General features: G+C 62.2%; 18 protein-coding genes. 5 read left to right on the forward strand and 13 right to left on the reverse strand.

The window, feature by feature from the left end; genetic code table 11:
* Window positions 1-46 precede the first annotated feature (46 nt).
* Complete coding sequence (locus V7787_RS25335) at window positions 47-631, forward strand: sigma-70 family RNA polymerase sigma factor (RefSeq protein WP_003255081.1); 585 nt, start codon at window positions 47-49, stop codon at window positions 629-631.
* Complete coding sequence (locus V7787_RS25340) at window positions 621-1,262, forward strand: DUF1109 domain-containing protein (protein WP_104960866.1); 642 nt, start codon at window positions 621-623, stop codon at window positions 1,260-1,262. Before V7787_RS25335 ends, V7787_RS25340 begins: the two co-directional genes overlap by 11 nt.
* 77 nt (window positions 1,263-1,339) lie before the next feature.
* On the opposite strand, the gene gltS is transcribed toward V7787_RS25340, so the two are convergent.
* The 7 genes from gltS to arcD (V7787_RS25375) all read right to left on the reverse strand — a co-directional run bounded on the left by gltS (window position 1,340) and on the right by arcD (V7787_RS25375) (window position 9,634).
* Window positions 1,340-2,545 (reverse strand): sodium/glutamate symporter, encoded by a 1,206-nt coding sequence (gene gltS / locus V7787_RS25345; protein ID WP_014589849.1) that lies wholly within the window; start codon window positions 2,543-2,545, stop codon window positions 1,340-1,342.
* A 127-nt stretch (window positions 2,546-2,672) separates the two neighbouring features.
* Complete coding sequence (locus tag V7787_RS25350; protein ID WP_003255078.1) at window positions 2,673-4,181, reverse strand: sigma-54-dependent transcriptional regulator; 1,509 nt, start codon at window positions 4,179-4,181, stop codon at window positions 2,673-2,675.
* Between the two features lie 139 nt (window positions 4,182-4,320).
* Entirely contained in the window at window positions 4,321-4,689 is a 369-nt protein-coding gene (locus tag V7787_RS25355) for a DUF5064 family protein (RefSeq protein ID WP_020189900.1), read from the reverse strand.
* A gap of 56 nt (window positions 4,690-4,745) precedes the next feature.
* Window positions 4,746-5,675 (reverse strand): carbamate kinase, encoded by a 930-nt coding sequence (gene arcC, locus V7787_RS25360; RefSeq protein ID WP_014589851.1) that lies wholly within the window; start codon window positions 5,673-5,675, stop codon window positions 4,746-4,748.
* 164 nt (window positions 5,676-5,839) lie between these two features.
* Window positions 5,840-6,850, reverse strand: a complete 1,011-nt coding sequence (locus V7787_RS25365; protein WP_010952185.1) for an ornithine carbamoyltransferase — start codon at window positions 6,848-6,850, stop codon at window positions 5,840-5,842.
* A 69-nt stretch (window positions 6,851-6,919) separates the two neighbouring features.
* Window positions 6,920-8,173, reverse strand: coding sequence for an arginine deiminase (gene arcA / locus V7787_RS25370; protein WP_021781892.1), 1,254 nt, complete (start codon window positions 8,171-8,173; stop codon window positions 6,920-6,922).
* A 33-nt stretch (window positions 8,174-8,206) separates the two neighbouring features.
* Window positions 8,207-9,634, reverse strand: a complete 1,428-nt coding sequence (arcD, locus tag V7787_RS25375; RefSeq protein WP_064493358.1) for an arginine-ornithine antiporter — start codon at window positions 9,632-9,634, stop codon at window positions 8,207-8,209.
* A gap of 436 nt (window positions 9,635-10,070) precedes the next feature.
* On the opposite strand from arcD (V7787_RS25375), the gene arcD (V7787_RS25380) reads away from it, so the two are divergent.
* On the forward strand, window positions 10,071-11,498 hold the full coding sequence (arcD, locus tag V7787_RS25380; RefSeq protein WP_336090020.1) for an arginine-ornithine antiporter: 1,428 nt from the start codon (window positions 10,071-10,073) through the stop codon (window positions 11,496-11,498).
* Here arcD (V7787_RS25380) and V7787_RS25385 read toward each other — a convergent pair.
* From V7787_RS25385 to gap, 6 genes are all read right to left on the reverse strand, one after another.
* Window positions 11,478-11,891: a YbaN family protein gene (locus V7787_RS25385; RefSeq protein ID WP_003255065.1), complete on the reverse strand. Its 414-nt coding sequence runs from the start codon at window positions 11,889-11,891 to the stop codon at window positions 11,478-11,480. The genes arcD (V7787_RS25380) and V7787_RS25385 overlap by 21 nt on opposite strands.
* Window positions 11,892-11,945: 54 nt before the next feature.
* Entirely contained in the window at window positions 11,946-12,539 is a 594-nt protein-coding gene (locus tag V7787_RS25390; protein ID WP_336090021.1) for a biliverdin-producing heme oxygenase, read from the reverse strand.
* Between the two features lie 139 nt (window positions 12,540-12,678).
* The gene (locus tag V7787_RS25395) at window positions 12,679-15,267 is read right to left on the reverse strand and encodes a TonB-dependent receptor (RefSeq protein ID WP_020189894.1); all 2,589 of its coding nucleotides are present in this window, start codon (window positions 15,265-15,267) and stop codon (window positions 12,679-12,681) included.
* A 126-nt stretch (window positions 15,268-15,393) separates the two neighbouring features.
* A complete protein-coding gene (locus tag V7787_RS25400) occupies window positions 15,394-16,356 on the reverse strand; it encodes a FecR family protein (RefSeq protein ID WP_336090022.1) in 963 nt (320 codons plus the stop codon).
* 89 nt (window positions 16,357-16,445) lie between these two features.
* Complete coding sequence (locus V7787_RS25405; RefSeq protein WP_003255059.1) at window positions 16,446-16,958, reverse strand: RNA polymerase sigma factor; 513 nt, start codon at window positions 16,956-16,958, stop codon at window positions 16,446-16,448.
* A 251-nt stretch (window positions 16,959-17,209) separates the two neighbouring features.
* Window positions 17,210-18,211: a type I glyceraldehyde-3-phosphate dehydrogenase gene (gene gap, locus V7787_RS25410; protein WP_014589858.1), complete on the reverse strand. Its 1,002-nt coding sequence runs from the start codon at window positions 18,209-18,211 to the stop codon at window positions 17,210-17,212.
* A gap of 264 nt (window positions 18,212-18,475) precedes the next feature.
* Here gap and edd point away from each other — a divergent pair, with 264 nt between their 5' ends.
* The gene (gene edd, locus V7787_RS25415; RefSeq protein WP_003255057.1) at window positions 18,476-20,302 is read left to right on the forward strand and encodes a phosphogluconate dehydratase; all 1,827 of its coding nucleotides are present in this window, start codon (window positions 18,476-18,478) and stop codon (window positions 20,300-20,302) included.
* Window positions 20,299-21,258 carry a glucokinase gene (locus V7787_RS25420; RefSeq protein WP_064493363.1) on the forward strand — a complete coding sequence of 320 codons (960 nt, stop codon included), beginning with the start codon at window positions 20,299-20,301 and terminating at the stop codon, window positions 21,256-21,258. Before edd ends, V7787_RS25420 begins: the two co-directional genes overlap by 4 nt.
* Window positions 21,259-21,300 lie beyond the last annotated feature (42 nt).

Here is a 21,300-nt window from a genome sequence, read left to right on the forward strand (position 1 = left end):
CGGATGAATCAAGTCAATTGTATTCAGGGTGTAACCCAGGCGACCCATGCAGCGAACTAACTCACAGGATGAGCTCGAGGCTCGCGAGGCCCGGTTGAAAGCACTGTTGCTTCGGGGGCTGACAGGCGACCAGCTGGCCTATCAGGATTTTCTTGGCACGCTTGCGCTGCATGTACGTGCGTTTCTGCGCAGCCGTCTGAGCAGGCGCCCGGCCGAGATAGAGGACATGGTGCAGGATGTGCTGCTGGCGGTGCATAACGCGCGCCACACTTACCAGCCGCAGCAGCCTTTGACTGCCTGGGTGCAGGCGATTGCCCGTTACAAGCTGGCGGATCATCTGCGAAGTGTTTCACGTCGCGACGCCCGGCATGATGTGCTGGACGATGATGCGCAACTGTTTGCCGTCTCGGAGGTTGAATCAGCCGAGGCCAGCCGAGACCTGACCAAGCTGCTCAAACAGCTGCCAGAGCGGCAACGACTGCCGATTGTTCATGTCAAGCTGGAGGGGTTGTCTGTCGAAGAGACGGCACAACTTACCGGGCTTTCCAGTTCAGCGGTAAAGGTTGGGATACATCGAGGTCTGAAAGCGCTATCCAGGCTGATTGGAGGAGCCAACAACCATGAAGACTGACGATTTGATTGCCTTGCTGGCCGCAGGCGAAGGGCCAGTGCCGCGCCACGCCGTTGGCAGGCGGATGGCAGTGGCTGTGCTGGGCGGGCTGACCGCAGCACTGCTGCTGACTATTACCCTTTACGGTGTACGCAGTGATATCACAGAGGTCGCACAAACCCCGCTGTTCTGGGGCAAAGTCGCCTTTCCGACCAGCTTGGCGTTGATCGGGCTGTGGTTGACGAGCCGCTTGGCCAGGCCAGGAGGGAAGGGCGCTGCAGGCTGGAAGATGCTTGGCTTGCCACTGCTGCTGGTCTGGTGCGGGGCGGCGGTGAGTATCGCCGGGGCGCCTGTGGAGGCGCGCGCCGACCTGTTGTTCGGGCGCACATGGCGTACCTGCGCACTGAATATCGCGTTGCTGTCGGTGCCGGCCTTTGTCACCGTGTTCTGGGCGCTGAAAGGCCTGGCGCCGACCCGGTTGCGGCTGGCAGGTGCTGCCGGTGGCCTGCTGGCGGGCTCGAGCGCAACGGTGGCCTACTGCCTGCATTGCCCGGAAATGGGCGTGCCGTTCTGGGGTGTGTGGTATGTCCTCGGCATGCTCGTGCCGACGGTACTCGGTGCCTGGTGGGGCCCCCGCATGCTGCGTTGGTAGGCTGTACCGGCAGGCCCCACGCAACTCAGAACGACGTGCTGATTGCCTGCCCTGGCTTCACAGGTTCGTGACCTCGCTCAACCCGCAACAAACCAAGGCAATGCCAGGTACAGCTTGATCACGATGACATTGATGATGTCGATGAAGAACGCCCCCACCATCGGCACCACCAGGAAGGCGAGGTGCGAGGCACCATAGCGTTGTGTCACCGCTTGCATGTTGGCGATGGCTGTCGGTGTAGCACCCAGGCCGAAGCCACAGTGGCCGGCAGCCAGGACTGCTGCATCGTAGTTGCGCCCCATTACCTTGAACGTCACGAAGATTGCGAACAGCGCCATGACCAGTGTCTGTGCGGCCAACAAGGTAAAGAAGGGTAATGCCAGGGCTGCCAGGTCCCACAACTTTAGCGACATCAAGGCAATCGCCAGGAACAGGGACAAACTCACATTGCCCAGTACCGACACTTCCCGTTCGAATACTTTGTAAACACCTAAAGCCCGAAGCCCATTGCGCAACAGTACGCCGACGAAGAGTACGCAAACAAATGTCGGCAGTTCGAATGCTGTGCCTTTCAACAAGCCATTAAGTAAGGTACCGGTCAGTAAGCTGACAGCAATAAGTGCCAAGGTTTCTATAAATGAAAACGAGGTGATCAGGCGCTCTCTGTCAGGTTGTTCAAAGCCTTTGGGTAATTGCGGTGCTTCTTCTTGCACCCCAGGCGTTTCGACCCGTTTGATCAGCAACCGGGCGACTGGGCCACCAATCAAACCGCCCAACACCAGGCCGAAAGTGGCAGAGGCCATTGCCAGTTCCGAAGCCGAAGCCAGGCCGAACCGCTCAGTGAAGGTCGCGCCCCAGGCAGCGCCTGTGCCGTGGCCACCCGACAAGCTGATCGAACCGGCCAGCAGGCCCATCAGCGGGTCGAGCCCCAATGCTGTTGCCAGGCCGATGCCCATGGCGTTCTGAACCATTAGCAAACCCGTCACCACCAGAAGGAATACGGCGACCACCCGTCCACCCTTCTTCAGGCTTGCGAAGTCTGCACTCAAGCCGATGGTAGCGAAGAATGCCAGCATCAACGGTGTTTGCAACGAGGTATCAAATTGGACGTGTACATCGAAACTGCGCAATGCCAGGAGTGACAAGGCAACGACCAGGCCGCCTGCAACAGGCTCCGGGATATTGTATGCGCGCAGGAAACCAATGCGTGCAACCAGGCCGCGTCCCAGTAGCAGTACCAAAGAGGCGGCTACAAGTGTCCCGTAAAAATCGAGTTCGAACATCAGGGTACTCTTCGTTCAAGGTGACAAGCAAAATTACAATGTCGCCATTCTACGGGGAGCACTCCAGTTAATTGTGGCTCAGCGGCTAGGAAAAGTCCGATTCAATCATGGGTTTTGACCACAGTCCTCATGGTTTCCCGGGTATTCCATATTTACGCAGCCTCTGCGCGATAGCCGTGTGCGAAGTTTGCAAGCGCCCGGCGAGTTGCCGTGTTGACGGGTAGCTGGCGTATAAGCGCTGTAACAGTTCGCGCTCGAAATCACCTACAGCCTGTTCCAGGCTGGCCACTTCGCCGTCTTGCCCGCGTGCCACCGAGGTGCCGGCGATATCCAGGTCGCCGATATCCACCAGGTTGCCCTCGCAGATAGCCGCGGCGCGGAAGATCACGTTCTGCAACTGGCGCACATTGCCCGGCCAAGGGTTGGCCAGCAGTGCCGAATGGGTGGAGGGGGTCAGCCGACAGGCTGGGCGCTGGATCTGCGTGCACGCCTGCTGCATGAAGAAGTGCGCCAGCATCAGGATGTCCTGGCCACGGTCGCGAAGCGGCGGTACCTCCAGGTTAAGCACGTTCAGGCGGTAGAACAGGTCTTCGCGAAAGCTGCCTTCGGCGACCATGCGCTCCAGATCGCGGTGGGTGGCGCTGATGATGCGCACATCCACCTTCACTTCACGGTCGCCACCCACCCGGCGGAAGCTGCCATCGCTGAGAAAACGCAGCAGCTTGGCCTGCAGGTAGGGCGACATTTCACCAATTTCATCGAGGAACACGGTGCCCTGGTTGGCCAGTTCCATCAGCCCAGGCTTGCCACCTCGTTGCGCGCCGGTAAAGGCCCCGGGCGCGTAGCCGAACAGCTCGCTTTCGGCCAGGCTCTCGGGCAGCGCGGCGCAGTTCAGCGCCAGGAACGGGGCCGCGTGGCGGCTGCTGACGGCATGGCAGGCGCGGGCTACCAGTTCTTTGCCGGTGCCGGTCTCGCCATGCACCAGCAGCGGTGCATCGAGCGCAGCCACGCGTAAGGCGCGGGCCTTGAGGGTGCGGATGGCCGGCGACTCGCCCAGCAAGGCATCGAAGCCTTCGGCGTGGTCGTGGTGCAGGGCCGACAGGCGTTCGCCCATACGCGAAGGTGGGTACAGCGTCAGCAGGCCACCGGCGTTGGTAATCGGCATGGCGTCCAGCAGCAGGCTATGGCCGTTCAGCTGCATTTCGCGCATGGGCAGGTGGAAGTTGTTGTCCAGCAGCGCCTGCAGCAGCGCGGGGTCGCCAAACAGCTCACCCACCGAGCGGCCGGCAGATTCGCGGCCGCACAGTTCGATCAGCGCCGGGTTGGCCAACAGCACCAGGCCTGCGCTGTCCACCGCCAGCACCGGGTCGCTCATGGCGGCCAGCAGGGCATCGAGCTGCAGGTGGCGGCGCTGGCCGGGGAGGATGTCGACCACGTCCACCGATTGCACGCCGTGTACTTCGAACAGCGCGTCGTGCAGTTCTTCAAGTACGGCGGGGCTGAGGGTGGGGGCGTCGATGTAGACGTTCGGCGGGACCATCTCCACGGCGTCCAGGTTGAGGTTGCGGGCACCGAGCAGGGCGAGGACTTCCTGGGTGATGCCGACGCGGTCGATGAAGCTGACGTGGATGCGCATGGGTTCGAACAGTTGGCAATGGAGGCCGCCAGTATGCCCTGAGACGGGTGTCAGGCCCAAGGTTGGCGGTGGCGCATTCGCGGGCGCGCCCGCTCCCACAGGGTTGCTGCTGTGGGGGCGGGCTTGCTCGCGAAAAGGGTCATTCCAGATGTTCAGGTTTGATCGGGTCGCCCGATTTCACATCGAGCTTTTCGCGAATGTCCGCGAACATATGGTCATAGAGCTTGTGCGGCGAACTCAGGGTCTCGAATTTCTTCGGCGGCGCCAGATACGACTGCGCCTTGCGGGTCAGCAGCATGAGGAAGCTGGGCAAGACCTGGTCCTTGGCCAGGAAGAACTTTTCTTCCACTGTCTTGCCTTCGATGCTGCCATGCATGTGGAACTGAATGCCTCTGCCTTCCTTGGGGTCCGACACGGCCTCGTACTCGATGTTCAGGTCATAGCTGTGGTCGGCGTTGTTCAGCGCAGAGCGCTCGATGTGTACATGACCGGGCTGATACTGGGCCATGGCTATCTCCTTTGGAAGGTCGAAAATGGCGGGCCGCGTAAGCCCGCCGACTGCATTCAACGGTAGCTGATCCCCGGCTTCGCGGTGGAAACCCGAGTGCCGGCAGTGCCTTTGACGATGTCTTCGATGTTCTCCAGCGAACTGATCACCGCCACCTTGCCGGTGTTGCGGGCAAAGTCGCAGGCGGCCTGCACCTTCGGCCCCATGGAGCCGGCGGCAAACCCCAGCGTTTCCAACGCGTCCGGGTGGGCCTGGGCGATGGCCTTCTGCGTCGGTTTGCCCCAGTCAATGTAGGCTGCATCGACGTCGGTGGCGATAATCAGAAGGTCGGCTTCCAATTGCTCGGCCAGCAGCGCCGAGCACAGGTCTTTGTCGATCACCGCCTCGATGCCTTTGAGCTTGCGGTTTTCATCGTACATGGTGGGGATGCCGCCACCGCCTGCGCAAATCACGATGCTGCTTTTTTCCAGCAGCCACTTGATCGGGCGAATTTCGAAGATGCGCTTGGGTTTCGGGCTGGCTACCACGCGGCGGTACTTGTCGCCGTCGGCCTTGACCACCCAGCCCTTTTCCTTGGCCAGGCGCTCGGCCTCTTCCTTGCTGTAGACCGGGCCGATGAACTTGGTCGGATCCTTGAAGGCCGGGTCGTTGGCGTCCACTTCCACTTGGGTGAGCAAGGTGGCGAATGGCACCTCGAAGGCCAGCAGGTTGCCCAGTTCCTGTTCGATCATGTAACCGATCATGCCCTCGGTCTCGGCACCCAGCACGTCCAGCGGGTAGGCCTCGTCTGGCTTGTACGACAGGGCCTGAAGCGACAGCAGACCCACTTGCGGGCCGTTGCCGTGGGCGATGACCAGCTCGTTGCCAGGGTGAATCTTGGCGATCTGTTCGGTGGCGGTGCGGATATTGGCGCGCTGGTTGTCAGCGGTCATGGGCTCGCCGCGACGAAGCAGGGCGTTGCCGCCCAATGCAACAACGATACGCATGTGGAATGTCCTTTAGCGAAAGAATGAATGGACTGTCGCTGCACGGAGGCTGCCGAGTTCGCTGTGGGAGCCGGCATGCCCGCGAAGAGGCCAGACCTGACATCATCGATGATGCGGCTGACGCCTTCGCGGGCACGCCCGCTCCCACAGGGACTGCGGGCTACCTATAGATCAGCCAGGGTCGATACCAGGATCGCCTTGATCGTGTGCATGCGGTTTTCCGCCTGCTCGAAGGCGATGCACGCTGGCGACTCGAACACGTCATCGGTCACTTCGATGCCGTTGGCCAGGTCCGGGTATTGTTCGGCGATCTGCTTGCCTACCTTGGTTTCGGAGTTGTGGAATGCCGGCAGGCAGTGCATGAACTTGGTCCGTGGGTTACCGGTGGACTTCATCAGTTCGGCATTCACCTGATAAGGCTTGAGCTGCTTGATGCGCTCACCCCAGGCTTCGATCGGCTCGCCCATCGATACCCACACGTCGGTATGGACAAAGTCGACACCCTTGACCGCGGCTTTCGGGTCTTCGGTGAGGGTGATGCGTGCGCCGCTTTCTTCAGCGTACTGCTTGCAGCGCTCTACCAGGTCGTCGTGTGGCCACAGTGCCTTGGGCGCGGCGATGCGCACATCCATGCCCAGCTTGGCGCCGATCAGCAGCAGCGAGTTGCCCATGTTGTTGCGGGCATCGCCCAGGTAGGCGTAGCTGATGTCGTGCAGCGGCTTGTCGCTGTGCTCACGCATGGTCAGCACGTCGGCGATCATCTGGGTCGGGTGGTATTCGTCGGTCAGGCCGTTGAACACCGGTACGCCGGCGAACTTGGCCAGCTCTTCGACGATTTCCTGCTTGAAGCCACGGTACTCGATGGCGTCATACATGCGCCCGAGCACACGGGCGGTGTCCTTCATGCTTTCCTTGTGGCCAATCTGCGAGGAGTTGGGGTCGATGTAGGTGACGTTGGCGCCTTGGTCATAGGCTGCGACTTCGAAGGCACAACGGGTACGGGTGGAGGTTTTTTCGAAGATCAGGGCGATGTTGTTGCCCTTCAGGTGCTGCTGCTCGGTGCCCGTGTACTTGGCGCGCTTGAGGTCGCGGGACAGGTCCAGCAGGTAGCGCAACTCGCGGGTGGTGTGGTGTTCCAGGCTGAGCAAGTTGCGGTTGTGAATGTTGAACGCCATGACAGTTTCTCCTTGAGTTCGGTGATGTCCCGGCCGCCACTTCATGGGTGCGGCCGGGCGTAATGGTCGTTAGTAGTCGATCGGGTCGCGCACGATAGGGCAGGTCATGCAGTGGCCGCCGCCACGGCCCCGGCCCAGTTCGCCGGCGCTGATGGTGATGACCTCGATGCCGGCCTTGCGCAGCAGGGTGTTGGTGTAGGTGTTGCGGTCGTAGCCAATGACCACGCCCGGCTCGATGGCCACCACGTTGTTACCGTCATCCCACTGTTCGCGCTCGGCGGCGAAGCTGTTGCCGCCGGTCTCGACCACGCGCAGCTGAACGCCCAGTTGCTCGCCCACCACTTCGATGAACGACTTGTTGATGCGGCGTACATCCATTCCGTAAGGCTTGCTTTCGTCCGGGCGGATGATGAATGGCACAATCTCTTTCACCACTTCCGGGAAGACCGTGACCAGGTCGCGGTCGCAGAAGCTGAAGACAGTGTCCAGGTGCATGGCGGCGCGGGACTTTGGCAGGCCTGCGACGATCACTTCCTTGACGGCGCCCTTGGCAAACAGGTTTTGCGCCAGCTGGCCGATGGCCTGGCGCGAGGTGCGCTCACCCATGCCGATGAGCACGATGCCATTGCCGATCGGCATCACATCACCGCCTTCGAGCGTGGCATTGCCATGGTCCTTGTCCGGGTCGCCATACCACACCTGGAAGTCGGCCTCGGTGAACTCCTTGTGGAACTTGTAGATGGCGGTGGTCAAAAGCGTTTCCTGGCGACGCGCCGGCCAGTACATCGGGTTCAACGTCACGCCGCCGTAGATCCAGCAGGTGGTGTCGCGCGTGAACTGGGTGTTGGGTAGTGGTGGCAGGATGAAGCTGGAGTGGCCCAGGTAGTCGTTGTACATCTTCACGACTTCGGCGCCTTCGCTCTGCGGCAGGTCCTGGCCCGCCACGCCGCCGATCAGGAATTCGGCCAGATGGCGTGGCTCCAGCCCTTCGAGCCAGCTGCGTACTTCGTTGGTCAGGCCTACGCCGACGGTGTCAGGGGTGATCTTGCGGTCGAGGATCCACTTGAGCGCCTCTTTGTTCTGCACGATATCGGTCAGCAGGTTGTGCATCTCCAGCACATCCACGCCACGCTCGCGCATCTTGGTGACGAAGTCGAAATGGTCACGCTTGGCCTGGTCGACCCAGATCACATCGTCGAACAGCAGTTCGTCACAGTTGCTCGGCGTCAGGCGCTTGTGCGCCAGGCCCGGGGCGCAAACCATCACTTTGCGCAGTTTGCCGGCTTCGGAGTGGACACCGTACTTCTGTTTTTCAGCGGACATGGTTTCATTCCTCCAATTGAGCGAAGACGTGGGTCAAAGGGTCAGGAAGCCGTCATACAGGCCAAAGGCTGCCACCAGGGCGCCAATGACCACGGCTGCGAAGATCAGTTTTTCCACGTTGGTGAAGACCGGTTGGCCCACCTCACGCTTGGCCTTGGCGAACAGGATCGCGCCAGGTGCGTAGAGCAGGGCCGAGAGCAGCAGGTATTTCACGCCGCCGGCGTACAGCAACCAGACGGCGTACAGCAGGGCGATACCACCGATGATCAGGTCCTTCTTGCGTTCGGCCAGGGCTTGCTCGTAGGTTTCGCTGCGCAGTGCCAGCAGGAACGCATAGGCTGCCGACCACAGGTAGGGCACCAGGATCATCGAGGTGGCCAGGTAGATCAGGGACAGGTAGGTGCTGTTCGAGAACAGCGTGATGACCAGAAAGATCTGCACCATGGCGTTGGTCAGCCACAGGGCGTTGGCCGGTACCTGTTTGGCGTTCTCGCGGCGCAGGAACTCCGGCATGGTGTGGTCCTTGGCTGCGGCGAACATGATCTCGGCGCACAGCAGCACCCACGACAGCAGCGCCCCGAGCAGCGAGATGACCAGGCCGACGCTGATCAGCACCGCCCCCCAGTGGCCGACCACATGCTCCAGCACGGCAGCCATCGACGGGTTCTGCAGCTTGGCCAGTTCCGGTTGAGTCATGATGCCCAGCGACAGCACGTTGACCAACACCAGGAACAGCAGAACGGTCACGAAGCCGATCACCGTTGCCTTGCCCACGTCGGTGCGTTTTTCCGCCCGCGCCGAGAAGATGCTCGCGCCCTCGATGCCGATGAACACCCACACGGTGACCAGCATCATGTTGCGCACCTGGTTCATGACACTGCCAAGCTCTGGCGTGCCCACAGCCCAGATATCGGCGGTGAAGATGTCGAGCCTGAAGGCGAACAGGCAGATCAGGGCGAACAGCACCAGCGGCACCACTTTGGCCACAGTGGTGACCAAGTTGATGAAGGCGGCTTCCTTGATGCCGCGCAGTACCAGGAAGTGCACCGCCCACAACAGGATCGACGCGCCAATGATGGCGGCTGGGGTGTTGCCTTCACCGAAGATCGGGAAGAAGTAACCCAGGGTGCTGAACAGCAGCACAAAGTAGCCGACGTTGCCCAGCCAGGCACTGATCCAGTAGCCCCAGGCCGAGGAAAAGCCCATGTAGTCGCCGAAACCAGCCTTGGCGTAGGCATACACCCCGCCATCCAGGTCAGGCTTGCGGTTGGCCAGGGTCTGGAACACGAAGGCCAGGGTCAGCATGCCGACTGCGGTGATCGCCCAGCCGATCAGCACGGCCCCAACCCCTGCGCTGGCGGCCATGTTTTGCGGCAGCGAGAAGATACCACCGCCAATCATCGAGCCGACGACAAGTGCAACTAACGCGCCGAGCTTTAGTTTTCCGGATGAATCAGACATTTAACAACTCCTGCCAGGAGAAAGTTGACGACAGAATAGATCCGACGCCTTTGCCTTGAGCTGACTTATGTCAGTTTAAGGCGCCGTGAAGGTAGGAAATTTCCTTCACGGGTGCTCCTGGAGAGTGCCGACAGCTTGAGCTGCAGGCCTTGCGTACTGGCACCTCCATGTCCTTCTAGAGCAAACGCTCTGTTCAGCCTGCGAAGCTTGAAACTAGCTGCTTTTGCCGCTTTCGCAAATTTTCCACAAGAATTTCGAGTTTTATCCGTTTCTTTTCTAGTTGCCGGACTGCTGCTAGTTTTGAGGGAGCAGGCACATAGACAAAGCAGTTATGAGTGATATAGGTTGAACGCACAGCTTCAGTATAAGTAACGATATTCATATAGCCCGCAAGGCTGTTTCAAACGCATGACAGGGCTCGATGAAAGGGAGGCTCATGAGCGAACCGGGACAGAAGCTGCGCCTGGGCGCGCTGATCGCGCTGGTGGTCGGGTCGATGATTGGCGGCGGTATCTTCTCGCTGCCGCAGAACATGGCCGCGCGTGCTGATGTGGGCGCAGTGCTGATCGGCTGGGGGATCACCGCGGTCGGCATGTTGGCCCTGGCCTTCGTGTTCCAGACCCTGGCCAACCGCAAGCCGGAACTGGACTCAGGCGTATATGCCTACGCCAAGGCCGGCTTTGGCGAGTACATGGGCTTTTCCTCGGCCTGGGGCTACTGGATCAGCGCCTGGCTGGGCAACGTCGGCTACTTCGTGCTGCTGTTCAGCACCCTGGGCTTCTACTTCCCGGTGTTCGGCGAAGGCAACACACCCATCGCCATCGGTTGTGCATCGCTGCTGCTGTGGTCGGTACATTTTCTGGTGCTGCGCGGTATCAAGGAGGCGGCCTTCATCAACCAGGTCACCACCGTCGCCAAAGTGGTGCCTTTGCTGATTTTCGTGGTGATCGCTGCATTTGCCTTCCGCGCCGACATCTTCACCCGGGATATCTGGGGCTTGAGCAACCCACAATTCGGCAGCGTGCTGGAGCAGGTGCGCAACATGATGCTGGTGACCGTGTTCGTGTTCATCGGCATCGAGGGCGCCAGTGTGTATTCCGGGCGCGCCCAGCGTCGGTCAGACGTTGGGAAGGCCACGGTCATCGGTTTTCTGGGTGTGCTGGCGCTGCTGGTGCTGGTCAACGTGTTGTCGCTGGGCATCATGACCCAACCGGAACTGGCCGGGCTGCAGAACCCCTCGCTGGCCTCGGTGCTGGAGCATATCGTCGGCCCCTGGGGCGCCTTGCTGATCAGCCTCGGCCTGGCGGTCTCGCTGCTTGGCGCCTTGCTGTCATGGGCGTTGTTGTGTGCCGAAATTCTCTACGCCACGGCGCGGGACAAGACCATGCCGCGCTTTCTGGCCAAGGAAAACGCCAACCATGTGCCGGCTAACGCCCTGTGGCTGACCAACTGCATGATTCAGGGTTTCCTGCTGATTACGCTGTTCTCCGCCGGTACGTACACCAGTCTGATCTACCTGGCCTCGTCGATGATCCTGGTGCCCTACCTGTGGTCTGCGGCGTATGCCGTGTTGCTGGCGATGCGCGCAGAAACCTATGCCGGGCAGCCGAGGTTGCGGCGCAAGGACTTGCTGGTGGCGCTGGTTGCCCTGCTGTATGCCGTGTGGCTGCTGTATGCCGGCGGGCTCAAGTACCTGCTGCTTTCGGCGCTGCTGTACGCCCCCGGCGCCGTCTTGTTCGCGAGGGCCAAGCATGAGCAGGGGCAGACGTTGTTCACGGCCTGGGAAAAGCTGATTTTCGCCGCCGTGCTGGTGGGTGCCGCGCTGGCGGCCTACGCCTTGTATTCAGGGCTGCTGAGCTTGTGACGGGGCAGGGCAGGCGTGTTCCGGGCGTGACCAGATCCACAGGTTGCCCAGGGTCATGCCGGCGATTGCCAGGAATACTGGCCAGTGGTGTTCCAGAAAGGTCAGCATCAGGCCCGCGCACAGCAGCATGCTGATGGTTGCGCTGACCTTGGCCCGGCGCTGGATCACCTTGCCGTTGCGCCAGTTATGCAGAATTGGCCCGAACAGCCGGTGGTTCTCCAGCCATGCCGACAGGCGCGGTGAGCTGCGCGTGGCGGCCCAGGCGGCCAGCAGGATGAACTCGGTGGTCGGCAAGCCAGGAATCACAATGGCGACCAGGCCCACCCCGAGGCTCACGTAGGCCAGGATTCCATACAACAGGCGGGCGAGTTTCGAGCGGGCTGGTCGGGTCATGTTCTCACTGCATAAAACGGTTCGGCCACCGGAGGGGTGGCCGGCTTCGGCGTATCAGACCAGCGCGGCATCCGCAGCGTAGGCGTGCTTGAGCAGCTCGGTGAAGCGCTCGAAAGCGGCCACTGCACCGCGCTCGGCAGCCGCTTCCTCTTCAGGCGAGAGCGCCAGGCCATCGAGGATGCGGGTGAACTGCTTCCAGCCTTCGGCACGGCCACCGGCGGGCTCCCCCAGGTGACGGGCGCCGAAGCTGTCGGACAGTTCCAGGGCTACGGCACGCTTGATCAGAAACGCAGCGCCCAGTTTGGAGCCTTCGGAGACGAAGATCCAGCCCATTGCCTCGCCCAGGCTTGGCTTGTCCACAGCGCCCGGCACGGCGGCCGGTACTTCGGTGTCGAGGTCGGCGAGGTCCAGGCGGGCCTGGTCGGCACGGCAGCGCTCAGCCAGATCAGGGACGATGGCGATCAGCTGAGGGTCGTTGTACAGGGCCTGCAACTCGGACTGGAACAGGTACTGTGCGACGACGAAGCGGGCGAAACTTTCGCGGCTGTCGAAAGGCGCGTGGGATTTCACCAGGGCATCCAGCTCGGCGTGCGGGGCGTGGGTGATCTGGTTCAGGCGCTGGGAGCGCAGGGCTGGGCGGTCGGTCATGGGGAGTCCTTGGAAAGAGGGCGTCTAGATACAAGACGAAACAGCGGGAGCGGGACAGTAAAAAAAGCCGGTATTTGTGTTGCCAGTACCGGCCTCTTCGCGGGTTTACCCGCAAAGAGGCCGGTACAGACGTAACGCCTCAGATATCCCAAACCACATTGATACCGAAGTTGCGCCCCGGCATGGTCAGGCGGTCGATATTGGCTGGCTGGGTCACAGCCGCCTCACCCTGGCCGTCGTAGCTGCGCACCGAATCCCACTGCCAGTATTTCTTGTCGGTAAGGTTGTACAGCCCGGCATTGATGGTGACGTCGTCGGTGACCTTGTAGTAACCGGTCAGGTCCAGCACACCGTAGCCCGGGGTGCGGAACTTCGAGGTAGAACCGTCAGGCGAATAGAAGGTGCTGTCGTCGACACGGGTCTTGCGTTTGACCAGCGTCCAGCTCAGCAAGCCACCGTAGTTCTGCTGCTCGTAGCCCAGGCCGAATACGCCCTTGAGCGGGTTGACACTGTTCAGCGGTTGACCGGTGTCATCGTTACGACCATAGGTGTAGGCAATCGAGGTTTGGGTATAGAGGCCCTGCGGTGCGCCGAAGTGGTCGAGGTTCAGGCGGCCCTTGAATTCGGCACCCTTGATGGTGGCGTGCTTGATGTTGTTGGCCTGGAAGGTCTGTTCCAGGTTGGCGCTTTGCACGGCATCTTCGTCGATGAAATCACGGTACTTGTTGTAGAACACTGCCACGTCGAAGTTGCCGGCGTCGAAGTTGCCACGCAGGCCGGTTTCGTAGCTTTTGCTCTTTTCAGGCTCAAGGTTCGGGTTGCCCTCCACGCGGTAGCCTTGGTCCAGGTTCTGGAAGCGGCCATACATGGCTTTGGCGGTCGGCGTGCGGAAGCCCTCTGCATACTGGCCGTACCAGGTGTAATTGTCGTTGAAGGCGTAGGTCAGGCCGAACTTGGGCGAGACGCGGTGCCACTTCTTGTCCGAATCGTCCTGGGCGGTAGGCGCCGTACCGCTGGACTCCAGACCACGCAGGAATTCCTCGGTGAATTTGGGCTCCATGCGGGTGTAGTCGTAGCGCGCGCCGGGCATGAAGGTCCAGTTGTTCCAGCGGATTTCATCCTGCGCGAACAGGCTGTAGGTATTCACGGTCGGGTCCGGGAAGTCGCTGACCAGAACCTGGCCGTCTGCCGGGCGTTCGGCGCCGGCGGCGGAACAACCGGATCCTACGGTCAAGCAGGTACCGGTACCGCTGCGCGAACCGGTGACCTTTTCGTGCTTGAGCGTGGTGCCGTAGGTCAGCAGGTGGTCGGTGGCGCCGATGCTGAAGGCCTTGTCCAGCTGGGCGTCGAACACCCACTGGCGGTCCTTGTAGGTGGTATCGCGGGTGCGCAGCACCTGGCGGCCAGGCGGCACGTAAACTTCCTCGGTGTGCTGGTCGGTCTTGGCAATCTGGTAGTTCAGGCTCCACTTGACGTGGTCGGCGACCAGCGAGTCCAGGCCGAACTCATGGTTAACGCCGAAGCGCTCGCGGGTGATGGTGTCGTTGCCATTACGCGCCTTGTAGTAGCCCATGCCACCAAAGCCGGGGATGAACGGCCCACCCACCGCGCTGAGGATGTTCTGGTCACGGTCATCCTTGTAGCGCTCATAGGTGAACCCCAGGCGTGCGTCGTCGGCGTAGTTCCAGCCCAGCTTGGCCAGCACGTTGGTGGTGCGCGCATCCATCGGGTTGGCTTCGGTGCGCGACAGGCCGTCGCCACTGTGGCTGCCGTGGGTTTCGGTCTCGTGGCCGTTGCGCTGGCTCAGGTGCAGCAGGCCGTCGAAGTCACCCTGGCGGCCAGCGACGGTGGCGGAGGTCAGCCAGCTTTCGTCGGCCGAGCTGTAGCCGGTTTTCAGGCGTGCCCCCACGTCTTTGCCGGGCTTGATGATGTCGTCCGGGTCGAGGGTGAAGTAGCTCACCGCACCGCCGATGGCGTTGCTGCCATACAACACCGAGGCCGGGCCGCGGAGGATTTCCACACGCTTGACGATTTCCGGGTCGACATAGTTGCGCTGGGTCTGGGCGTAGGGGCCGTAGAAGAAGCTGTCGGGGATCGACACGCCGTCGACTTGGGTGAGGATCCGCTCGCCGTCGATACCACGGATGTTGTAGCCGTTCAGCCCGCTGCGTTGGCCGGTTCCGGATACCGACACTCCCGGCTCGTAGCGCACCAGATCCTGGATATTGTTCACGTTCTGCCGGTCCAGTTGCTCACGGGTCTGCACGCTGACAGTGCTCGGCACCTGGCTGACGTCCTGTGCGCTGCGGGTGGCGCTGACGGTCACCTGCTGCAGCGCGATCACGTTGCTTGCGGTTTGGCGCTCCAGGACCACATTGCCGTTGCTGATCTTGCGAAAACTCAGCCCGGTACCCCGCAACAGGCGCTTGAGGGCAGCATCTGGCGGCAGCGAACCCTGTACGCCTGGCGAAGCCACGCCGTCGGCCAGCTCGGCGCTGAAGCCGACCTGCCAGCCGGTGACCTGGCTGAAGGCGTTGATCGCCGACACTAGCGGCTGCTGGCCGATGCTGAAGCGGTAGTCGCCCATGCGCGGGCTGCTGGCCTGGGCCGGCTCGGCGGCCAGCGCCGGCAGGCTGCAGGCACCGCTGGCGAGCAGGGCAAGGGTCAACAGGGACAGTTGTCCTGTACGGCGGGGAAGGTTGGACGAGCGGGTAGGACCAGTGGACATCGGAAGCGCTCCCAGACGCGCGGGCTGTTATAGGTGATGGCTGTTCTCGTTCTCAAACAAGAATCAGTTGCATTGGCTATAACGAGACGGGCGGGCGAGTGCGATCGCGTAAAAATAATTCAGGGGTCAGTTCAGGATGACCAGCGCCGGGTACTCATGCAGTTGTGCCGAGGTGATGTGGGCCAGTGCGCGCAGGGTTTCCAGTGGCTGGTCGAGGCGGTAGTTACCGGTGACGGCAACGTGCTCCAACTGCTCATTGCGGTTGATGATCCAGCCCGGGTAGTAGCGCTGCACTTCGGCCAGCACCTGGCTCAACGGGCAGTTCTCGAACACCAGGCGGCCGTCGATCCAGGCCAGGTCCTTGTGCATGTCGGGGCGCTGGCGCTGGCCAAAGCCCTGGGGGCCGACGCTGATGCTGTCGCCGGCACTCAGGCGGATGCGCTGGTCGCGCTCCCCCTGCAGGTCGACATCGCCGCGTTGCACCCGTACCTGGGCCTCGCCGTCAAGGTAGCGCACGGCAAAGTCGGTGTCGCGCACCTGTGCGCGCAACGGCCCGGCTTCCACCTCCAGCGGCAGCTGCGCGCCCTCGGGGACCTGGAAGTAAGCCTCGCCCTGTAGCAGGCGGGCGACCTGGCGGCCGTCCTGGCGTTCGCTGGCGAATGCCGAATTGGTGTTGAGCAGCACTTTTGCGCCGTCTTCCAGTTGCAGGCGCTGGCGCTCGCCGACCACCGTAAGGTGGTCGGCCTGCAGGCGCATGGGCAGGTTACCGACGGTGAACAGCCCGACCAGCAGCAGCGCTGCGGTGGCCAGGGGTTTCCAGTGACTGCGCAGGCGCCCGCGCCATGAGCGGCGTTGCTGCTGGTGCATGTGCGTGGCCACCTTGTGCAACGGCGTACCGTTCCACAGCGCCTCCGCTTCGACATAGGCCTCGGCGTTTTCCGGCGCGGCGCTCAGCCAGGCTTCAAAGGCCTGGGTGTCTGCGGCATCTGCGCATTGCAGGCGCACCAGCCAGTCCAGCGCCTCGTCCATGGCACGAGCACGGGCATCAGGCCTGGCAGGTGACGGGCGAGGGGCAGGGCTGTCGGTCACGGTGAATCCTTGAATGGTTTTTTTGCGAATGATCAAGGCTAAGGCGGGGTGTGGCAAGGGCTTTGCGTTGCCGTTCGCCTGGGGTCAGCTTACTTGAGTCGTTCGGCAACACCCATGCAGATTGCCATGATCAGTTTCAGTTCCTTTTGTACCGTGCTGGGCGAAACACTCAGTTGTTCGGCGATTTCCAGATAGGTGGCGCCATGCAGGCGGCTGAGGATGAAAATGCGTTGTTGGCGTTCGCTCAGTTGATTGAGGCTGACGCTGAGGTGCTTGAGCAACTGCTCGGCGTGCGCGGCATCCTCGCTGCTGGTGGCGGGCGCGGCGACACTGTGCAGCACTTCGTCGGGCACGTCGTCGACCAGCATGCGTGCCTGCACCCGGCGTGCACGCAGGTGGTCCAGCGCCAGGTTGCGCGCGGTCTGAAACACGAACGGCTCGATGTGCTCGATGGGCCGCTCGCCCAGCGCGCGGGACACCCGCAGGTAGGTTTCCTGCAGCAGGTCTTCGGCCGTGCTGGGGTTACCGACCATGCGCTGCAGGGTACGCAGCAGGGTGAGGCGCTGAACGAGGAAGACGGAATTGAACCGGGACTGACTCACGGGGGGACCTGGCCGACGAAAGGTTAATGATAATGCTTATCATCCGTGCGGCAGGTCAAGTGTGGAATTATCAGGAAAAGGTAAAGATTGTAGTCGCTGGATGTCGTTTGCTTTTTTTGGGAGCAACTGTCTTGCTCAATTTCTAAAAGCTGGCGCGATCCCTGTGGGAGCGGGCTTGCCCGCGAACACGGGCGAAGCCCGTGCCATCCACCACGGTGTTGGCTTCGCGGGCAAGCCCGCTCCCACGCGGGTCAGCCAGCCCGGTGCAGCGCCAGGCAGTTGTCCAGCATCCGGTTGCTGAACCCCCACTCGTTGTCATACCAGGCCAGCACCTTGAGCATCCGCCCGTTGGCCCGGGTATGGTTGGCATCGAAGATCGACGACAGCGGGTTGTGGTTGAAATCGCAGGAAACCAATGGCAGGGCGTTGTAGCCCAATACCTTGGAATGCTTGCTGGCCTCGAGGAACAGCTGGTTGACCTGCTCGGCCGTGGCCTCGCGCTTGAGGTTGACGGTGAGGTCCACCAACGACACGTTGATGACGGGCACCCGCACCGCCATTCCGGTCAGCTTGCCGGCCAGCTCCGGCAGCACCAGGCCCACGGCCTCGGCGGCACCGGTCTTGCTCGGGATCATCGACTGGGTGGCTGAACGCGCGCGGTACGGGTCGCTGTGGTAAACGTCAGTCAGCACCTGGTCGTTGGTGTAGGCGTGGATGGTGGTCATCAGGCCTTGCTCGATGCCGAACTCCCGGTGCAGCACCTGGGCGATCGGCGCCAGGCAGTTGGTGGTGCAGGAGGCATTGGAAATGACCTGGTGCGAGGCCCGCAGAATGTCGTGGTTGACCCCGTATACCACGGTGGCATCGGCACCCTTGGCCGGTGCAGAGACAATCACCTTGCCCGCCCCGGCGGCCAGGTGCGCAGCGGCTTTGGCGCGGTCGGTGAACAGCCCGGTGCACTCGAACACCACGTCGATCGCCTCGGCCTTCCAGGGCAGTTCGGCCGGATTGCGAATGGCACTGACCGCGATACGGTCCCCGTTGACCGTCAGGCTTTCGTGGTCGGCCTCGACGGTCGCGTCGAAGGTGCCGTGGACACTGTCGTACTTGAGCAGGTGGGCATTCATGGTGCTGTCGCCCAGGTCGTTGATGGCGACGACCTGCAGGTCCTGGCGGTAGCCTTGGGTATACAGTGCGCGCAGGACATTGCGCCCGATTCGGCCGAATCCATTGATGGCGATGCGAAGGGTCATGGCAGTACCTCTGGCAGTTCGAGTGAAACCTGTGGCACAAAGGAGCTTCACTGAAACGGTTTTGTTGTTGGAATTACAAGATTATTCACTGGCTGATAGAAAACAAGCCTTTTTAGTGGCAGTATTTTGTTTAAATATACAACGAGTGGTTGGGCGTCGTGCCTCCACCGATGCAGCGGGCTCCTAACCATGAGCCTAGGCCGCAATCGTTTGGAGGGGAAATGCCCGGTAAACCGCCCTTACAATTAGCCTGGAGTCCAGTACATGCATCCGCGCATCCTTGAGGTCACCCAGCGGCTGGTCGAACGCAGCCGCGCCACCCGCGAACGCTACCTGCAACTGATTCGCGGCGCGGCCAGTGAAGGCCCCATGCGTGCCAGCCTGCAGTGCGCCAACTTCGCCCACGGCGTGGCCGGTTGCGGCAGCGAAGACAAGCAGACTCTGCGCCTGATGAACGCGGCCAACGTGGCCATCGTCTCGGCCTACAACGACATGTTGTCTGCCCACCAGCCTTACTTGCACTTCCCCGAGCAGATCAAGCAGGCCCTGCGCGAGGTCGGTTCGGTCGGCCAGTTCGCCGGTGGCGTGCCGGCCATGTGCGACGGGGTGACCCAGGGCGAGCCGGGGATGGAGCTGGCGATCGCCAGCCGTGAAGTGATCGCGATGTCCACGGCGGTAGCGCTGTCGCACAACATGTTCGACGCGGCACTCATGCTGGGCATCTGCGACAAGATCGTCCCCGGCCTGATGATGGGCGCGTTGCGCTTCGGCCACCTGCCGACCATCTTCGTCCCGGGTGGGCCAATGGTTTCCGGCATCTCCAACAAGCAGAAGGCCGATGTGCGCCAGCGCTATGCCGAAGGCAAGGCCAGCCGCGAAGAGCTGTTGGAGTCCGAGATGAATTCCTACCACAGCCCCGGCACCTGCACCTTCTACGGCACCGCCAACACCAACCAGTTGGTGATGGAAGTGATGGGGCTGCACCTACCGGGCGCCTCGTTCGTCAACCCGTACACGCCGCTGCGTGACGCACTCACCGCCGAGGCTGCGCAGCAGGTGACGCGCATGACCAAGGCCAGTGGCAGCTTCATGCCGCTGGGCGAAATCGTCGACGAGAAGGCGCTGGTCAACTCCATCGTCGCGCTGCACGCTACCGGCGGCTCGACCAACCACACCCTGCACATCCCGGCGATCGCCCAGGCTGCGGGTATCCAGCTGACCTGGCAGGACATGGCCGACCTTTCCGAAGTGGTGCCGACCCTGTCGCACGTCTACCCCAACGGCAAGGCCGACATCAACCACTTCCAGGCTGCCGGCGGCATGGCCTTCCTGATTCGTGAACTGCTCGACGCCGGCCTGCTGCACGAAGATGTCAACACCGTGGCCGGCCATGGCCTGCGCCGCTACACCCAGGAACCCTTCCTCGACAATGGCAAGCTGGTGTGGCGCGAAGGGCCGCAACACAGCCTGGACGAAAGCATCCTGCGCCCGGTGTCGCGACCATTCTCGGCCGAAGGCGGCCTGCGGGTGATGGAAGGCAACCTGGGCCGTGGCGTGATGAAAGTGTCTGCCGTTGCCCCCGAGCACCAAGTGGTCGAGGCCCCGGCGCGGGTGTTCCAGGACCAGCAGTCGCTGGCCGACGCGTTCAAGGCCGGTGAGCTGGAACGTGACTTTGTCGCGGTGGTGCGCTTCCAGGGCCCGCGCTGCAATGGCATGCCGGAACTGCACAAGCTCACCCCGTTCCTCGGTGTATTGCAGGACCGTGGCTACAAGGTTGCGTTGGTCACCGACGGGCGCATGTCCGGTGCCTCGGGCAAGATCCCGGCGGCCATCCACGTTTGCCCGGAGGCTTACGACGGCGGCCCGCTGGCGCGGGTGCGCGATGGTGATATCGTGCGGGTCGACGGAGTCGAAGGCACGTTGCGGATCATGGTGTCGGCCGAAGAACTGGCCAGCCGTGAGCTGCCGCCGGCACCCCAGGGCAACGACCTGGGTTGTGGGCGCGAGCTGTTCGGCTTCATGCGCATGGCGTTCAGCCCGGCAGAGCAGGGCGCCAGTGCCTTTACCTCGGCCCTGGAGCACCTCAAATGAAGCACCTGCTGGTTGGTGATATTGGCGGCACCAATGCCCGTTTTGCGTTGTGGCGTGACAACCAGCTGCATGAAGTAAATGTTTTCGCCACCGCGGACTACACCAACCCCGAGCAGGCCATCGAGGCCTACCTGGAAAGCCAAGGTATCGCCCGCGGTGGCCTGGCGGCGGTGTGCCTGGCGGTGGCCGGCCCGGTCGATGGCGATGAATTCCGCTTCACCAACAACCACTGGCGCCTGAGCCGCACGGCATTTTGCAAGACCTTGCAGGTCGAGCGACTGTTGCTGATCAATGATTTCACCGCGATGGCGCTGGGCATGACGCGTCTGCGCGAAGGCGAGTTCCGCGAGGTGTGCCCCGGCCAGGCCGACCCCTCGAGGCCGGCATTGGTGATCGGGCCAGGTACTGGCCTGGGTGTGGGCTCGTTGCTGCGTCTGGGCGAACAGCACTGGAAGGCCCTGCCGGGTGAAGGCGGACATGTTGACCTGCCGGTAGGCAATGCTCGCGAAGCGGCAATCCACCATCAGATCCACAGTCAGATCGGCCATGTCAGCGCCGAGGCCGTGCTCAGTGGGGGTGGCCTGGTGCGGCTGTACCAGGCGATCTGTGCGCTGGACGGCGACACGCCCAGGCACAAGACCCCGGCGCATATCACCGATGCCGCGCTGGGCGGGGAGCCACGGGCGCTGGCGGTGGTCGAGCAGTTCTGTCGTTTCCTTGGGCGAGTGGCGGGTAACAATGTGCTGACGCTGGGCGCGCGAGGCGGGGTCTATATTGTGGGCGGTGTGATTCCGCGCTTTGCCGAGCTGTTCCTGCGTAGCGGGTTTGCCGCGAGTTTTGCCGACAAGGGGTGTATGAGTGGCTATTTTACCGGGGTGCCGGTGTGGCTGGTGACGGCGGAGTTTTCCGGGTTGGAGGGGGCAGGGGTAGCGTTGCAGCAGGCGTTGGATCACTGAGGGGGCCGCTTTGCGGCGCCAATGGCAATACCCGACAGCAGG

It is taken from the genome of Pseudomonas sp. CGJS7 (assembly GCF_036961695.1).

Excerpts from the sequence above, each read along its gene's own strand:
- V7787_RS25385 (WP_003255065.1), bottom strand. The coding sequence starts at position 11,891 with ATGACCCGACCAGCCCGCTCGAAACTCGCCCGCCTGTTGTATGGAATC.
- arcD (WP_336090020.1), top strand. The coding sequence starts at position 10,071 with ATGAGCGAACCGGGACAGAAGCTGCGCCTGGGCGCGCTGATCGCGCTG.
- gltS (WP_014589849.1), bottom strand. The coding sequence starts at position 2,545 with ATGTTCGAACTCGATTTTTACGGGACACTTGTAGCCGCCTCTTTGGTA.
- arcC (WP_014589851.1), bottom strand. The coding sequence starts at position 5,675 with ATGCGTATCGTTGTTGCATTGGGCGGCAACGCCCTGCTTCGTCGCGGC.
- arcA (WP_021781892.1), bottom strand. The coding sequence starts at position 8,173 with ATGTCCGCTGAAAAACAGAAGTACGGTGTCCACTCCGAAGCCGGCAAA.
- arcD (WP_064493358.1), bottom strand. The coding sequence starts at position 9,634 with ATGTCTGATTCATCCGGAAAACTAAAGCTCGGCGCGTTAGTTGCACTT.
- edd (WP_003255057.1), top strand. The coding sequence starts at position 18,476 with ATGCATCCGCGCATCCTTGAGGTCACCCAGCGGCTGGTCGAACGCAGC.
- V7787_RS25390 (WP_336090021.1), bottom strand. The coding sequence starts at position 12,539 with ATGACCGACCGCCCAGCCCTGCGCTCCCAGCGCCTGAACCAGATCACC.
- V7787_RS25420 (WP_064493363.1), top strand. The coding sequence starts at position 20,299 with ATGAAGCACCTGCTGGTTGGTGATATTGGCGGCACCAATGCCCGTTTT.
- V7787_RS25350 (WP_003255078.1), bottom strand. The coding sequence starts at position 4,181 with ATGCGCATCCACGTCAGCTTCATCGACCGCGTCGGCATCACCCAGGAA.
- V7787_RS25340 (WP_104960866.1), top strand. The coding sequence starts at position 621 with ATGAAGACTGACGATTTGATTGCCTTGCTGGCCGCAGGCGAAGGGCCA.
- V7787_RS25365 (WP_010952185.1), bottom strand. The coding sequence starts at position 6,850 with ATGGCGTTCAACATTCACAACCGCAACTTGCTCAGCCTGGAACACCAC.
- V7787_RS25355 (WP_020189900.1), bottom strand. The coding sequence starts at position 4,689 with ATGGCCCAGTATCAGCCCGGTCATGTACACATCGAGCGCTCTGCGCTG.
- V7787_RS25395 (WP_020189894.1), bottom strand. The coding sequence starts at position 15,267 with ATGTCCACTGGTCCTACCCGCTCGTCCAACCTTCCCCGCCGTACAGGA.
- gap (WP_014589858.1), bottom strand. The coding sequence starts at position 18,211 with ATGACCCTTCGCATCGCCATCAATGGATTCGGCCGAATCGGGCGCAAT.
- V7787_RS25335 (WP_003255081.1), top strand. The coding sequence starts at position 47 with ATGCAGCGAACTAACTCACAGGATGAGCTCGAGGCTCGCGAGGCCCGG.